This is a genomic window from Mesorhizobium sp. SP-1A (assembly GCF_032460275.1).
In the GTDB taxonomy this organism is placed as follows: domain Bacteria; phylum Pseudomonadota; class Alphaproteobacteria; order Rhizobiales; family Rhizobiaceae; genus Mesorhizobium.
Map to the genome: position 1 here is coordinate 1,191,006 of NZ_JAVXZD010000001.1, position 12,815 is coordinate 1,203,820.

Below are 12,815 nucleotides of genomic sequence, written 5' to 3' on the forward strand. Positions count from 1 at the left end.
GGTGCAGACATGGACCAGCGCGTGAAGCCCGCTTCGCAAGAAATCAGGCGGGCCCGTTCGGACAACCCAAAAATGCGGGAGCGCGATCTGGCCGCCCAGCTCGGCATCTCCGAGGCCGAACTGGTCGCGGCCCATTGCGGCGAGGGCGTCGTGCGCCTCGAACCGCGCGTCAACGATCTCCTGACCGGTCTGGAGGCCGTGGGCGAGGTCATGGCGCTGACCCGCAACGAAAGCGCAGTTCATGAGAAGATCGGCGTCTACGACAAGATCGTGACCGGCGATCACAGTTCCATGGCGCTGGGCGAAAACATCGACCTGCGCATTTTCCCGAAGGTCTGGGCTTACGGCTTCGCGGTGGAAAAGCGCGACGAGACCGGCGTTCGCCACAGCCTGCAATTCTTCGACAAGACGGGCGAGGCGGTGCACAAGGTGCATCTGCGGCCGTCGTCCAGCCTCTACGCCTACCAGAAGCTGGTCGCGTCCCTCCAGTCGCTCGACCAGTCCTCGACGATCTCGATCGAACCGGCCGTGGCGGGAAGCGACGACGTCGCCGACACGCCGACCGATGCCGCGTCGCTGCGCGAGCATTGGGGCAAGCTCACCGACGTGCATGAATTCTTCGGCATGCTGCGCAGGCTGAAGATCGGCCGCCGGCAGGCGGTGCGCATGGTCGGCGAGGACTATGCCTGGCCTCTCGATCCCGAGACGGCGGTGCCTGCGATGTTCGAGCGGGCGGTCGCGGATGAAATGCCGATCATGTGTTTCGTCGGCAATCGCGGCTGCATCCAGATCCATTCCGGCCCGGTCCGCAACGTCAGGCCGATGGGACCGTGGCTGAACGTCATGGACGAGACCTTCCACCTGCATCTGCGCGCAGACCACATCCGCGAGATATGGGCCGTGCGCAAGCCGACCAGGGACGGGCATGTCACTTCGCTGGAGGCCTATGGCGCGGGGGGCGAGATGATCATCCAGTTCTTCGGCCAGCGCCATGAAGGCGAAGCCGAGCGGGCCGACTGGCGCGCGCTGGCCGAGGCGCTGCCGCGCCTTGCCGCATCCGCCGCGGCATAGGAGGCGCAAGATGAAATTCCTGCGCGGGCTGGCGCTGGCCGCCGCATTCGCCGCCCTGTTCACTGCCGCCCCGTCAGCGGCGGCCGAGGACGTTTTCAAGGACAACTCGCGCATCGCGGCCATCGGCGGCTCCGTCACCGAGATCGTCTATGCGCTGGGCGCGCAGGAACATCTCGTCGCCCGCGATTACACCAGCCTCTATCCCGAGGCGGCCCGGCGCTTGCCGGACCTCGGCTATATGCGCCAGCTTTCGCCGGAGGGCGTGCTGTCGGTCAATCCGACCGGGATACTGGCTTTGCAGGGCAGCGGTCCCGCCGAAGCGATCGAGGTGCTGAAGAAGGCGCGCGTGCCCTTCATCGAGGTGCCGGAAACCTTCGATCATCAAGGCATCCTCACGCGCATCCGCGTGGTGGGCAAGGCCTTGGGCGCCGACGCCAAGGCAGAGGCGCTGGCTGCGGAAGTGGACGCGAAGCTGAAGGCCGCCGAAAGCCGCACAGCCGGCATCAAGCAGCGCAAGCGCGTGCTGTTCGTGTTGTCGCTGGCCGGCGGCAAGGTCCTGGCGTCCGGGACGGGCACCGCCGCCGACGGCATGATCGGGCTGGCCGGCGGCGTCAACGCCGTCGCAGGCTATGACGGCTACAAGCCGCTCTCGGACGAGGCCATTGTCGAAGCCGCGCCCGACGTGATCCTGATGATGGATAATGCGGGCCCGGGCGTTTCGGAGAAGGATCTGTTCGCCAACCCGGCCATAGCGCAGACGCCGGCCGGCGCGGCGCGCAGGCTGGTGAAGATGGACGGCGGCTACCTGCTCGGTTTCGGGCCGCGTACGGCCGACGCAATCACCGATCTTGCCGCCGCGCTCTACGGCGATCCCTCGACCGATTGAGCAGGCGCGGATCATGGTCGATCAGTCCATCGCCGACCTGTCCGGCATGACCGCGCGGACACCGGGCGACCGTGAGGGGCGGGCCCGGCTTGTGCTGGCCCTGCTCGTCCTGCTGCTCGCCGCCACCGTGCTGTTCAGCCTCGCCTCGGGGGCGTCCGACGCCTCCGCGCTCGCCGTGCTGCGGGAATGGCTGTCGGGCGGCGCAGGCGAGGCGCTCAGCACGCGCGACCGCGTCATCATCCATGACATCCGCCTGCCGCGCGTCGTCCTCGGCGTGCTGGTGGGGGCCACGCTCGCTGTGTCGGGCGCGGTCATGCAGGGCCTGTTCCGCAACCCGCTGGCCGATCCCGGCCTTGTCGGCATCTCGTCCGGCGCGGGGCTGGGCGCCGTGTCCGTCATCGTGCTGGGCGGCACCTGGCTCGCTCCGGTCACGGTCTTCCTGGGCGCGTCGACCCTGCCGCTGGCCGCCTTCTGCGGCGGCCTCGCCTGCACGGTCATCCTTTATCGCATCGCCACCCGGCAGGGGCGCACCTCGGTCGCGACCATGCTGCTTGCCGGCATCGCGCTGGCCGCGCTCGCCATGGCGCTGACGGGCATGCTCGTCTTCATGGCCGACGACCGGCAATTGCGCGATCTCACCTTCTGGCAGCTCGGCTCGCTGGGCGGCGCGACATGGCAGAAGATCGGCGCGGCGGGATTTGTGATGGTGCCTGCGCTGGCGGCAATGTCCTTGCTGGCGCCGGGGTTGAACGCGCTGTCGCTCGGCGAGGCCACCGCCGCCCATCTCGGCGTGGCGGTGCAGCGCATGAAATATGTCGCCATCGTCGGCGTATCGGCGGCGGTGGGCGCGGCCGTGGCCGTCAGCGGCGGCATCGGCTTCGTCGGCATCGTCGTGCCGCATCTGCTGCGCCTGGTGATGGGTCCCGACAACCGCTACTTGCTGCCGGGCTCCGCGCTGCTGGGAGCGGCCCTGCTGCTGCTGGCCGACGCCTTCGCCCGCACGGTCGCGGCGCCGGCCGAATTGCCGATCGGCATCGTCACGGCGGCGCTCGGCGGGCCGTTCTTCCTGTGGATATTGCTGCGCCGGCGCGGCATCGTGGATTTGTGAGCGGCGCTATGATCGAGGCCAGCAACGCATCCGTGTCGATCGGCGCGACGCGCATCGTTTCCGACGTCCGCTTCCGGGCGCTGCCGGGACAGGTGACGACCATCGTCGGCCCGAACGGGTCGGGCAAGTCGACGCTCCTGAAGGCGCTCTGCGGCGATCTCCGCTATGACGGCTCGATCACGGTCGACGGCCGCGAGGTCGCGTCCATGAAGCCGGTGGAAGCCGCAGGCATGCGCGCCGTGCTGCCGCAGGCGGCCGTGCTGGCGTTCCCCTTCACCGTGCATGAAGTGGTCAGGCTCGGGCTTGTCGGCGGGCGCTCCGGCGCGCTGGCCGGGGAGGCCGCGCGCCTGCCGGAACGCGCGCTGGCGAAGGTCGATCTCGAAGGCTATGCGGGCCGCTTCTACCAGGAGCTTTCAGGCGGCGAGCAGCAGCGCGTGCAACTCGCCCGGGTGCTGTGCCAGGTCTGGGCCCCGGTGCTGGGCGGCCGCGCGCGCTTCCTTCTGCTCGACGAGCCGGTCTCCAGCCTCGATATCCGCCATCAGCTGCTGGTGATGGACATCGCCCGCGATTTCGCCAGGCGCGGCGGCGGCGTGGTAGCCATCCTGCACGACCTCAACCTCGCGGCCATGTATGGCGACCGCATCTTCGCCATGCATCACGGGCGGCTGGCAGCCGCCGGCACGCCGGACGAGGTGCTGAGCGACGCGCTCATAGAGAAGGTGTTCGGCTGCCGGCTGAAAGTGGGGCAACTGCCGACGGACAGGGTGCCGTTCGTCCTGCCGCAGTCCGCCGCGACCTGACTCCGCGGCACCTCGAAAGGGGCTGCTGCGGGCCGCCTCCCGGTCAGGCCGCGTGATGTTCCGGGATTTCGATGTTCAGCAACTGCTGGATGTTCGGCCGTGCCGCGACGAGATCGGCGATCGTATGGTCGGCCAGCACGGCGAAGAACGCGTTCAGCGCCTCGCGCAGCGCGGAATTCAGCGAGCAGGAATCGATCAGCGGGCAATCGGACTTGTCGCTTTCGAAGCACTCGGCCATGGCGAAGTTCTCCTCCGTCACGCGCACCACGTCGAACAGCGTGATATCCTTCGCCGGACGGCCGAGCCTCACGCCACCATGGCGCCCGCGCACCGTCTCCACCAGCCCGTTTTCCACCAGCGGCTGGAGGATCTTGAACAGGAACAGCTCCGAAACCGAATAGGCCGCGGCGATTTCGGGAATGCGGCTCAGCCGCCCCTCATTGGCCGTGCAGTACATCAGGATGCGGATGGCATAATTGGTCTGGCGCGTGAGCCGCATGATCGTTCCTTCCGAAGGAGGCGGCCCAGGAAGCCGTCGCGGTGCGAATATGGCCCATAGTCTGGAACAATTCCAGACTGGAACGACAAATACCTGAATATCACCATCGACTTTTTGGGCTCATGCAAATTCCACGGCGCAACGATGCCGAAAACGCAAGGCTCCTGACGCGGCGGCAACTTGCAAATCGTGTTGCATTGCACAATATTACGCGTGTCGAAGAAAGACTCGGGGAGGAACCCACGAGGACCACGACATGGAAAACCGCTTCCGGCACGCCGTCCCCGCGATGGGGGCTATTCGCCAGCTGAGACCATCTGATTTCCCCCGTTTCCGTGATCATCTGCTGCGTCTCGATGCGCGCAGCCGCCGCGACCGCTTCAACGGCGCGGCCGGCGACGCCTTCGTCTCAACCTATGCCGACCGCTGCTTTGCCGACGGCACGACCGTGGTGGGCTATATCGAGAACGACCAGGTGCTCGGCGCCGCCGAGCTGCACGAGCGGCCGGAAGAGGACGAGCCGACCGCCGAGATCGCCTTCAGCGTCGAGCCGCATCTGCAGAACCGCGGTATTGGCGGGCGGCTGTTCCGGCGCCTGATCGCGCAGGCGAAGGGGCTTGGCTATACGCGCCTCCACGTCACCACTCACCCCGACAACGCAGCGATGAAGGCGTTGGCCCGGCGCCATGCCGCCAAGCTGAGCTTCGAGGACGGCGAGACCGTCGGCACCATCGAGCTTGGGCCGGAGGAGGAAAGCGCGCTGCCCTTTTCCTTTGCCGCCCGGGTGACGCCATCCCCGCTCGTTCCGGCGTAAAGCGCAAAGAAAAAGCGGCGGCTCCATCGGAACCGCCGCTTTCTGTCTGCCGATCGGCCGCTGTTACTGGTTGGCGTTGACGGTGACGCCCAGCGTCTTGGTCAGTTCCTGCGGGTTGGACATCGCGCCCGCCATGATCAGCGCGAAGGGCACCGGCGAGGCCGGCTTGGCCGCGATCTCGATGTTCTTGGGGTTGTCGAGATACGCGTTCACCGCGTTGGACACTTTAGACGTCAGGTCGGGATTGTTGAGCTGCGCCATGCCGAAGGGCACGATCGCCTTGGCCTGGTTGGCGATGTCCTTCGGCTTCATGCCCTGCTGCTTGGCGATGTAGTCCAGCACCTTGCCGGTCAGCGAGGCGTCGTCGAAGCGGATCGTCGCGCCGTTGAAGGTGAGTTGCTGCATCAGCCCGAGCATGGCCATGCCTTCGGCCGACTTGTCGGCGTCGTTTGGCTTGGCGGCCATCTTCTTCTGCATCTCCTGCACCGACTTGACGAAATCGAGCGTATAGCCGCTGATGTCGAAGGTCATGCCCAGCGTGCCGGCATTGTCGACGGCGATGTCGTATTTCGACAGCGTCATCTTGCCGTCGGACGGCTGCCAGGACCCCGCGAAGGCGGCCTTGCCGGTGATGGTCTGGTAGCCGAGCGCGTCCACGACTTCCTTGGTCTTGGGGTCCTTCACCAGCGACAGGTCGCCGCTGAACTTGTCCACCCCGCCGGTGAACTCCAGGGGGTTGCCGCCGGCCGGCGGCGTCACGTTCACGGACAGGTTGTCCATGGAGAACGCGGTCTTGTCGGCGACCTTGACCGACAGGCTGGCGAGATCCGCCGACTTGTACATCATGATCGAGGCGAGCGGATCGGTGCTGTTCTCGGCCGGAATGGTGATGCCGTGGATCGCGAACGGGCTGACATCGACGGTGGCGCCGTCCTGCTCGCGCGTGAACGCCTTGGTGGTCGCGCTTTCGATCGCGTAGCCGCCGTTCGCATCGGTGATTCCCGCCAGCGTCACGTCGCCGATGGGCAGGGCGTCCTTCTCCGCGGCCGGCTTCACGGTGACCCCTTGCAGCACCATGCTGGAAGCGTCGCCGGAAATGCCCGTCCAGGTGAGCTCCACGCCCTGGTTTGCGAACAGGCCCTTCAGCCGGGCGGCGACAGCGGTGGTGTCCTGCGCAAAGGCCGCGTCGAGCGGAATGGCGAGAAGAAACGTCGAAAGGACGAGCTTGCCGAATATCGAGCGGTGAAAAGTCATCGCATACTCCAAAAGATGCCTGAGCGGCTTGGGGAACTGGCTGCACCACCGTCGCCTGTCCATGAAAAAGGGGACGGGAAGAAGGCGCGCGCCAACACATTGGTCGAAATTCGCGCAAAAAGGCAATCGGGCCGCGCGGGATGGTTGTGGTTCGATGAATGCCACATGCCTTTTAGCGTATCCCGCAACCGTGCCCGTGTTCGGGATAGCCCCGGTCCCGACACTTTTGTGCGTGTCCTGCCCTTGACGCGGCTCGCCTCTTGCCGCGAATCGGCGGCTCGGCTAGTCCCACCCCATGGGAAAAAGCCTTCTGCCGCCCGGAGATGGCGGCCACGACAATATCGAGCCGGTCGATCTGAAGAAGGCGCTTGAAGAGCGCTATCTGGCCTATGCCCTTTCGACCATCATGCACCGCGCCCTGCCGGACGTGCGCGACGGGTTGAAGCCCGTCCACCGGCGCATCATGCACGCCATGCGGCTTTTGCGCCTCAATCCGGACCAGGGCTTCGCCAAATGCGCCCGCATCGTCGGCGAGGTGATGGGCAAGTTCCATCCGCATGGCGACCAGTCGATCTACGACGCGCTGGTGCGGCTGGCGCAGGATTTCTCCATGCGCTACCCGCTGGTCGACGGGCAGGGCAATTTCGGCAACATCGACGGCGATAACGCGGCCGCCATGCGCTACACCGAAGCGCGCATGACCGACGTGGCCACCGAGCTTCTGGCCGGCATCACCGAGGACGCGGTCGATTACCGCCCCACCTACAACGAGGAGGACGAGGAGCCGGTGGTGCTGCCCGGCGCCTTCCCGAACCTTTTGGCCAACGGCTCGTCCGGCATCGCAGTCGGCATGGCGACCTCGATCCCGCCGCACAACGTCGCCGAATTGTGCGACGCGGCGCTCCATCTGATCGACAACCCCGATGCGACGGTCGCCAGGCTGGTGGAATTCGTCCAGGGACCGGACTTCCCGACCGGCGGCATCATCATCGACAGTCGCGCCTCGATCCTCGAAGCCTATGAAACCGGCCGCGGCGGCTTCCGCGTGCGGGCGAAGTGGCATCAGGAGGACCAGGGCAGGGGCACCTGGGTCATCGCCGTCACCGAGATTCCCTATGGCGTGCAGAAGTCGCGGATGATCGAGAAGATCGCCGAGCTTCTGATGGCCCGCAAGCTGCCGCTGCTGGAGGACATCCGCGACGAGAGCGCCGAGGACATCCGCGTCGTTTTGGTGCCCAAGAGCCGCACGGTCGATCCCGGCCTGCTGATGGAATCGCTGTTCAAGCTCACCGAGCTGGAAAGCCGTTTCCCACTCAACATGAACGTGCTGTCGCGCGGCAAGGTGCCGAACGTGCTCTCGCTCAAAAGCGTGCTGCGCGAATGGCTCGACCATCGCCGCGACGTGCTGATCCGCCGCTCGCGCCATCGCCTCGCCGAGATCGAGCGGCGGCTGGAGATCCTGGCCGGCTACCTGATCGCCTATCTCAACATCGACGAGGTGATCCGCATCATCCGCGAGGAGGACGAGCCGAAGCCGGCGATGATGAAGCGCTGGGACCTGACCGACGTGCAGGCCGAGGCTATCCTCAACATGCGCCTGCGCGCCCTGCGCAAGCTGGAGGAATTCGAGATCCGCAAGGAGTTCGACGGCCTCACGGCGGAGAAGAAGCAGATCGAGGCGCTGCTGGGCTCGCAGGACAAGCAGTGGAAGATGATCGCCTGGGAGGTGCAGAAGGTCCGCCGCGACTTCGGCCCCGAGGAAAACACGGAACTGGGGCCGCGCCGCACGCAGTTCGCCGAGGCGCCGGAGCACGACCTGACCGACATCGCCCACGCCATGATCGAGCGCGAGCCGGTCACCGTCGTGGTGTCCGAAAAGGGCTGGCTCAGGGCGATGAAGGGCCATTTGTCGGACCATTCGCAGCTTTCCTTCAAGGAAGGCGACGCGCTCAAGCTCGCCTTCCACGCCCAGACCACCGACAAGATCCTCATCTTCACCACCGGCGGCAAGTTCTACACCATCGGCGCGGACAGGTTGCCCGGCGGTCGCGGCCATGGCGAGCCGATCCGCATCATCGTGGACATGGAGAACGATCAGGACATCGTCACGGCTTTCGTGCACGATCCGAAGCGCAAGCTGCTGCTGGTATCGCACCAGGGCAACGGTTTCGTCGTGCCGGAGGCGGACGTGGTCGCCAACACCCGCAAGGGCCGGCAGGTCATGAACGTAAAGGCGCCGGACGAGGCGCAGAGCTGCATGCCGATCGGGGGCGACCATATCGCCATCGTCGGCGACAACCGCAAGCTGCTGGTGTTCCCGCTCTCCGAAGTGCCGGAAATGACGCGCGGCAAGGGCGTGCGCCTGCAGAAATACAAGGACGGCGGCGTCCTCGACATCAAGACCTTCACGCTGGAGCAGGGGCTGTCCTGGCAGGATTCGGCCGACCGCACGTTTACGCGCTCGCCGGCCGAGCTGGTGGAATGGATCGGTGCGCGCGCTTCCGCCGGACGCATGGTGCCGAAGGGATTTCCGCGCACCGGGAAGTTCGGCTGAGCCGCTTCCCGTCAGGCGGCGACCTCCTTGCCGGGCTTGCCGCTCGCCCCATCGCCGCGTTGACGGGAAAGCGGGCCGTAGCGTTCCGACCAGGCAAGCAGCGCCTGGAACACCGGCTTCAGGCCGCGCGCGGCCTCGCTGATCTCGTATTCGACGCGCAACACGGCTTCGTCATAGGCGGTGCGGACCACCAGCCCGTCCGCTTCCAGTTCGCGCAGGCGCAGCGACAGCATGTGCTGGGTGATGCCGGGAAGCTCCCGGCGCAACTCGCCGAAACGCCGGGTTTTCCGTGCCAAAGCCCACAGGATCTCGATTTTCCATTTGCCGCGCAGCGGCTGCATAGCCTCGACGAAAGGTTCGTGGGGCGGCATTTCTGAAGGGGTTTCGTTGCGATCCATGCGGTTCCTTCGCATATAAGGGACGCAACGCGCCTGGCCGGGGCCGGGCCGCGCATGCGTTTCGGTTATCCCCCCTGGCAGGACCCGGCCGCCGCCCATCCGGCGCAGCGAGGTCAAGGCAAGGGGATAACGAACCGGGCCGCCCTTGGCAACCGGCGGCCGCGGCTTCCACGGTCCCAGACGATGGGCGGAATGCCGGGTCCGGGCGTTTGGCTTATGGTCATGATTGCTGCACTATCATCGGGCAGGTAAGGCTGCCGCCACCGGCTTCTGGCGAGGCCGGCCATGCAGGACGAGACAGGGAACGCCTTTGAAACAGCTTGACCGCAGAAAACAGCCCAAGGAGCCGCGCCTGTTCGGTGCGTCGGCGCCGCTGAGGGCGGCCGTCATCCCGCCGCTGTCGGCGGCGCGCTGGCTGCTGGTGCTGATCGTGGCGGCGGGCGTCTATTTCTTCCACGGCTTCCTGTTTCCGGTCCTGGCGGCGCTGGTCATCGCATTCGCGAGCTGGCCGCTCTACCGGCGCCTGCTGGACGGCGTCGGCGGCAACCGCACCGTGGCCGCCACATTGGCCATCCTGCTGATCCTGGCGTTCCTCGTGGTGCCGATCTCGCTGGCCGGCAGCTATGCCATCAACGAGATACGGGAATGGGTGACCTGGGCGATCGACACCAACCGCCATGGCGCGCCGACGCCGCACTGGATCGCCAGCCTTCCGGCCGTCGGCGAGTGGCTGGACCAGCAATGGCGGGAGCGCCTCGGCCATCCCGGCGGCATCGGTGAACTGATCTACCTGGTCAGCGGCTCCAACATACGCAGCATCTATCAGACCGTGCTGGCCGCCGGCAGCAGCGCGTTCTCGCTTCTGCTCACCATCCTGTTCATGCTGATCGCGCTGTTCTTCGCCTATCGCGACGGGGCGAGCTTCGCCGGCCAGGTCGACCGCCTGGGCGAACGCATCCTGCCGATGCGCTGGGAACGCATCTCGCGCGTGGTGCCGGCCACCATCTCCTCCACCGTCACCGGCATGACCGTCATCGCCATCGGCGAGGGCGTGGTGCTGGGCACGGCCTACTGGCTGGCAGGCGTGCCGTCGCCCGTTACGCTCGGCGCAATCACGGGGCTGATGGCGCTCGTTCCCGGCGGCGCGCCGGTTTCCTTCACGCTGGTCTCGATCTATCTGGCCGCCAGCGGTTCGTTGTTCGCGGGCGTGGCGCTGTTCTTGTGGGGATCGATCGAGCTTTTCATCGTCGACAAGACCATCCGCCCCAAACTGGTCGGCGGACCGGTCAAGCTGCCCTTCCTGCCGACTTTTTTCGGCCTGATCGGCGGCGTCAAGACCATGGGCTTCCTCGGCCTGTTCATCGGCCCGGTGCTGATGGCGCTGCTGGTCGCCATCTGGCGCGAATGGATGCATGAGGTGGAGGTTGCGGACGCGGCCTCGCCGGGCGAAGTCGCCGATGCCGCGCCGGAGATCGAGCCCCGGGCTGCGCGGCAGGTGCCGGAAAAGAAGCCCGAGCCCACTCAGGCCGGGTGACGCACCACCGATGCGGCGCGGCGCTTGCGCCCGTGATTGATCTGCCACAGCGAATGGATGATCAGCGTGACGATCAGGATCGCGCCGCCGATCAGGCTGTCGCGCGAGGGCACCTCCGAAAACACCATCCAGACCCATACGGGCGCCAGCACGGTCTCCAGAAGGTAGAACATCGCCACTTCCGGCGCCGAGATGTAGCGCGGTCCGGTGGCCAGGCAGAAGAACGAGATCGGCATGATCACCGCGCCGTTGAAGATGATCCACCACGGCGCGCTGACGTGGAAGCCGACCTTCCAGACCATGAAGGCCGCGATCGCGAACGGCATGATGACGCCGACCAGAGACGTGAACCCCATCTCCCTGCCGCTGTGGCGCGAGATGGTCAGCGCGGCCGCGATGCTGAAGGAGGACGACATCGCCATCAGATCGCCGAACAGATGGCCGGAGCCGATGGAACTGCTGACGATGATGCCGACCCCCAGGATCATCGCGGCCATCGCCATGAGGGTGATCGGGCGCGGCCGTTCCTTCAGGAACAGCCACGACAGCAGCGCCGCGAACACGGTGTTGAAGGTCAGGATGAAGACCAGGTTGGCGGTCGAGGTGTTGAAGACGGCGGTGACGAAGGTGATCGAGCCGAGGCCGTAAAGAGCGGCGACGACAAGGCCGATGCGCCCCGGAACGAGGGGCGGCGCTTTCGGCGTTATCAGGCGCCAGACCGTCCAGACCACCAGCGCCGTCAGGAAGGTGGTGCCGGTGCGCAGCATCAGGATGGTCCAGGGTTCGCCGTCGGCGAGCCGGATCAGCGGGATGTCCACCGTCAGCGCCATGCCGCCGACCGCGGTGATCAGCAGGCCCTTGGAGTGGTCGTGGGAATGGGTGGAAGCGCTCAAGCAAAAGCTCCGTCAGATGCAACGGCAGCGTTTGGGAGCCTTTCTGGCTGGAAGACGGGCCGGGCGTTTCACGATTTGCCGGTGAAGCGCTCCCAGCCCTTCGGGCCGAGATGCTCCTGCGGCAGGAATCGCATCTTATAGTTCATCTTGCGCGAGCCGTTGACCCAGTAGCCGAGATAGACATGGGGCAAGCCCATGGCCTTGGCGCGGGAGATGTGATCGAGGATCATGTAGGTGCCGAGCGAGCGGTCGGTCAGTTCCGGATCGAAGTAGGAATAGACCATGGACAGGCCGTCGGCCATCTTGTCCGTCAGCGCCACCGCGATCAGCTCGCCTTGCCCCTTGCCGGTGATGAAGGTGTCGGGACCGCGCCTGCGGTATTCGATCACCTTGGTGTCGACATGGGTGTCCTCGACCATCATGGCATAGTCGAGCACCGTCATGTCCGACATGCCGCCCTTGCGGTGGCGGGCGTCGAGATAGGCGCGGAAAAGCGAATATTGCTCGGTGGAGGGCTCGGCGTCGTGCATGACGCCGACAAGGTCCGAATTGTGCTGGAGCACCCTGCGCATGTTGCGGCTGGGGGCGAATTCGTTGACCAGGATGCGCACCGAAACGCAGGCGCGGCAGTTCTCGCAGGCCGGGCGGTAGGCGATGTTCTGGGAGCGCCGGAAACCGCCCTGCGTGAGCAGGTCGTTCATTTCGGAGGCTTTTTCGCCGACGAGATGGGTGAAGACCTTGCGCTCGAACTGGCCTTCCAAGTAAGGGCACGGCGAGGGCGCGGTCAGGAAGAACTGCGGTGACTGGGTAGGATGCTGCGTCATCTCGCCTGATAACGATCCCAAGACTCACTATAGCTTGGCGCGAACGGCAAAAAATTCAACCTGATTGTTGGGCCGTCCGCATCGACCTGTCTTCACATTTCGAAGTAAGTGCCGGCAGCAGGGTGGATCGCCCTGCGCCGCACAGATGCGCCCGGCACCCGGAGAGGGCATGTTCTTGCT

The 12,815-nt window shown here is 66.0% G+C and carries 12 protein-coding genes; 7 read left to right on the top strand and 5 right to left on the bottom strand.

Annotated features, from left to right (window positions below; all coding sequences use genetic code 11):
* Window positions 1-9: 9 nt before the first annotated feature.
* From QU595_RS05725 to QU595_RS05740, 4 genes are read left to right on the top strand one after another with little or no spacing between them, the layout of a single operon-like run.
* Window positions 10-1,071 carry a hemin-degrading factor gene (locus QU595_RS05725; protein WP_315919714.1) on the top strand — a complete coding sequence of 354 codons (1,062 nt, stop codon included), beginning with the start codon at window positions 10-12 and terminating at the stop codon, window positions 1,069-1,071.
* A gap of 10 nt (window positions 1,072-1,081) precedes the next feature.
* Window positions 1,082-1,957 carry a hemin ABC transporter substrate-binding protein gene (locus QU595_RS05730; RefSeq protein WP_315919715.1) on the top strand — a complete coding sequence of 292 codons (876 nt, stop codon included), beginning with the start codon at window positions 1,082-1,084 and terminating at the stop codon, window positions 1,955-1,957.
* Between the two features lie 13 nt (window positions 1,958-1,970).
* Window positions 1,971-3,065, top strand: a complete 1,095-nt coding sequence (locus QU595_RS05735) for an iron ABC transporter permease (protein WP_315919716.1) — start codon at window positions 1,971-1,973, stop codon at window positions 3,063-3,065.
* A gap of 8 nt (window positions 3,066-3,073) precedes the next feature.
* Window positions 3,074-3,865, top strand: a complete 792-nt coding sequence (locus QU595_RS05740) for a heme ABC transporter ATP-binding protein (protein ID WP_315919717.1) — start codon at window positions 3,074-3,076, stop codon at window positions 3,863-3,865.
* A 43-nt stretch (window positions 3,866-3,908) separates the two neighbouring features.
* Here the strand turns inward: QU595_RS05740 and rirA are convergent, their stop codons facing one another.
* Window positions 3,909-4,364, bottom strand: a complete 456-nt coding sequence (gene rirA, locus QU595_RS05745; RefSeq protein WP_315919718.1) for an iron-responsive transcriptional regulator RirA — start codon at window positions 4,362-4,364, stop codon at window positions 3,909-3,911.
* A 256-nt stretch (window positions 4,365-4,620) separates the two neighbouring features.
* Between rirA and QU595_RS05750 the strand changes: the two genes are divergently transcribed.
* Window positions 4,621-5,178 carry a GNAT family N-acetyltransferase gene (locus QU595_RS05750; protein ID WP_315919719.1) on the top strand — a complete coding sequence of 186 codons (558 nt, stop codon included), beginning with the start codon at window positions 4,621-4,623 and terminating at the stop codon, window positions 5,176-5,178.
* Window positions 5,179-5,241: 63 nt separating this feature from the next.
* Here QU595_RS05750 and QU595_RS05755 read toward each other — a convergent pair whose 3' ends face one another.
* The gene (locus QU595_RS05755; RefSeq protein ID WP_315919720.1) at window positions 5,242-6,432 is read right to left on the bottom strand and encodes a hypothetical protein; all 1,191 of its coding nucleotides are present in this window, start codon (window positions 6,430-6,432) and stop codon (window positions 5,242-5,244) included.
* 295 nt (window positions 6,433-6,727) lie between these two features.
* Here QU595_RS05755 and parC point away from each other — a divergent pair, with 295 nt between their 5' ends.
* On the top strand, window positions 6,728-8,986 hold the full coding sequence (gene parC, locus QU595_RS05760; protein WP_315919721.1) for a DNA topoisomerase IV subunit A: 2,259 nt from the start codon (window positions 6,728-6,730) through the stop codon (window positions 8,984-8,986).
* 11 nt (window positions 8,987-8,997) lie between these two features.
* On the opposite strand, the gene QU595_RS05765 is transcribed toward parC, so the two are convergent.
* Window positions 8,998-9,384: a winged helix-turn-helix transcriptional regulator gene (locus QU595_RS05765; RefSeq protein ID WP_410000478.1), complete on the bottom strand. Its 387-nt coding sequence runs from the start codon at window positions 9,382-9,384 to the stop codon at window positions 8,998-9,000.
* A gap of 310 nt (window positions 9,385-9,694) precedes the next feature.
* Between QU595_RS05765 and QU595_RS05770 the strand changes: the two genes are divergently transcribed.
* Window positions 9,695-10,918 (top strand): AI-2E family transporter, encoded by a 1,224-nt coding sequence (locus QU595_RS05770; protein WP_315919722.1) that lies wholly within the window; start codon window positions 9,695-9,697, stop codon window positions 10,916-10,918.
* Here QU595_RS05770 and QU595_RS05775 read toward each other — a convergent pair.
* Together QU595_RS05775 and QU595_RS05780 are read right to left on the bottom strand one after the other, a co-directional pair.
* Window positions 10,906-11,748: a DMT family transporter gene (locus QU595_RS05775; RefSeq protein WP_315920724.1), complete on the bottom strand. Its 843-nt coding sequence runs from the start codon at window positions 11,746-11,748 to the stop codon at window positions 10,906-10,908. The two genes, QU595_RS05770 and QU595_RS05775, sit on opposite strands and share 13 nt — an antisense overlap.
* A 131-nt stretch (window positions 11,749-11,879) precedes the next feature.
* Complete coding sequence (locus tag QU595_RS05780; protein WP_315919723.1) at window positions 11,880-12,635, bottom strand: arginyltransferase; 756 nt, start codon at window positions 12,633-12,635, stop codon at window positions 11,880-11,882.
* Window positions 12,636-12,815 lie beyond the last annotated feature (180 nt).

Coding starts and splice junctions, on each gene's coding strand:
- QU595_RS05725 (WP_315919714.1), top strand. CDS start 10: ATGGACCAGCGCGTGAAGCCCGCTTCGCAAGAAATCAGGCGGGCCCGT.
- QU595_RS05730 (WP_315919715.1), top strand. CDS start 1,082: ATGAAATTCCTGCGCGGGCTGGCGCTGGCCGCCGCATTCGCCGCCCTG.
- QU595_RS05735 (WP_315919716.1), top strand. CDS start 1,971: ATGGTCGATCAGTCCATCGCCGACCTGTCCGGCATGACCGCGCGGACA.
- QU595_RS05740 (WP_315919717.1), top strand. CDS start 3,074: ATGATCGAGGCCAGCAACGCATCCGTGTCGATCGGCGCGACGCGCATC.
- rirA (WP_315919718.1), bottom strand. CDS start 4,364: ATGCGGCTCACGCGCCAGACCAATTATGCCATCCGCATCCTGATGTAC.
- QU595_RS05750 (WP_315919719.1), top strand. CDS start 4,621: ATGGAAAACCGCTTCCGGCACGCCGTCCCCGCGATGGGGGCTATTCGC.
- QU595_RS05755 (WP_315919720.1), bottom strand. CDS start 6,432: ATGACTTTTCACCGCTCGATATTCGGCAAGCTCGTCCTTTCGACGTTT.
- parC (WP_315919721.1), top strand. CDS start 6,728: ATGGGAAAAAGCCTTCTGCCGCCCGGAGATGGCGGCCACGACAATATC.
- QU595_RS05765 (WP_410000478.1), bottom strand. CDS start 9,384: ATGGATCGCAACGAAACCCCTTCAGAAATGCCGCCCCACGAACCTTTC.
- QU595_RS05775 (WP_315920724.1), bottom strand. CDS start 11,748: ATGGCGCTGACGGTGGACATCCCGCTGATCCGGCTCGCCGACGGCGAA.
- QU595_RS05780 (WP_315919723.1), bottom strand. CDS start 12,635: ATGACGCAGCATCCTACCCAGTCACCGCAGTTCTTCCTGACCGCGCCC.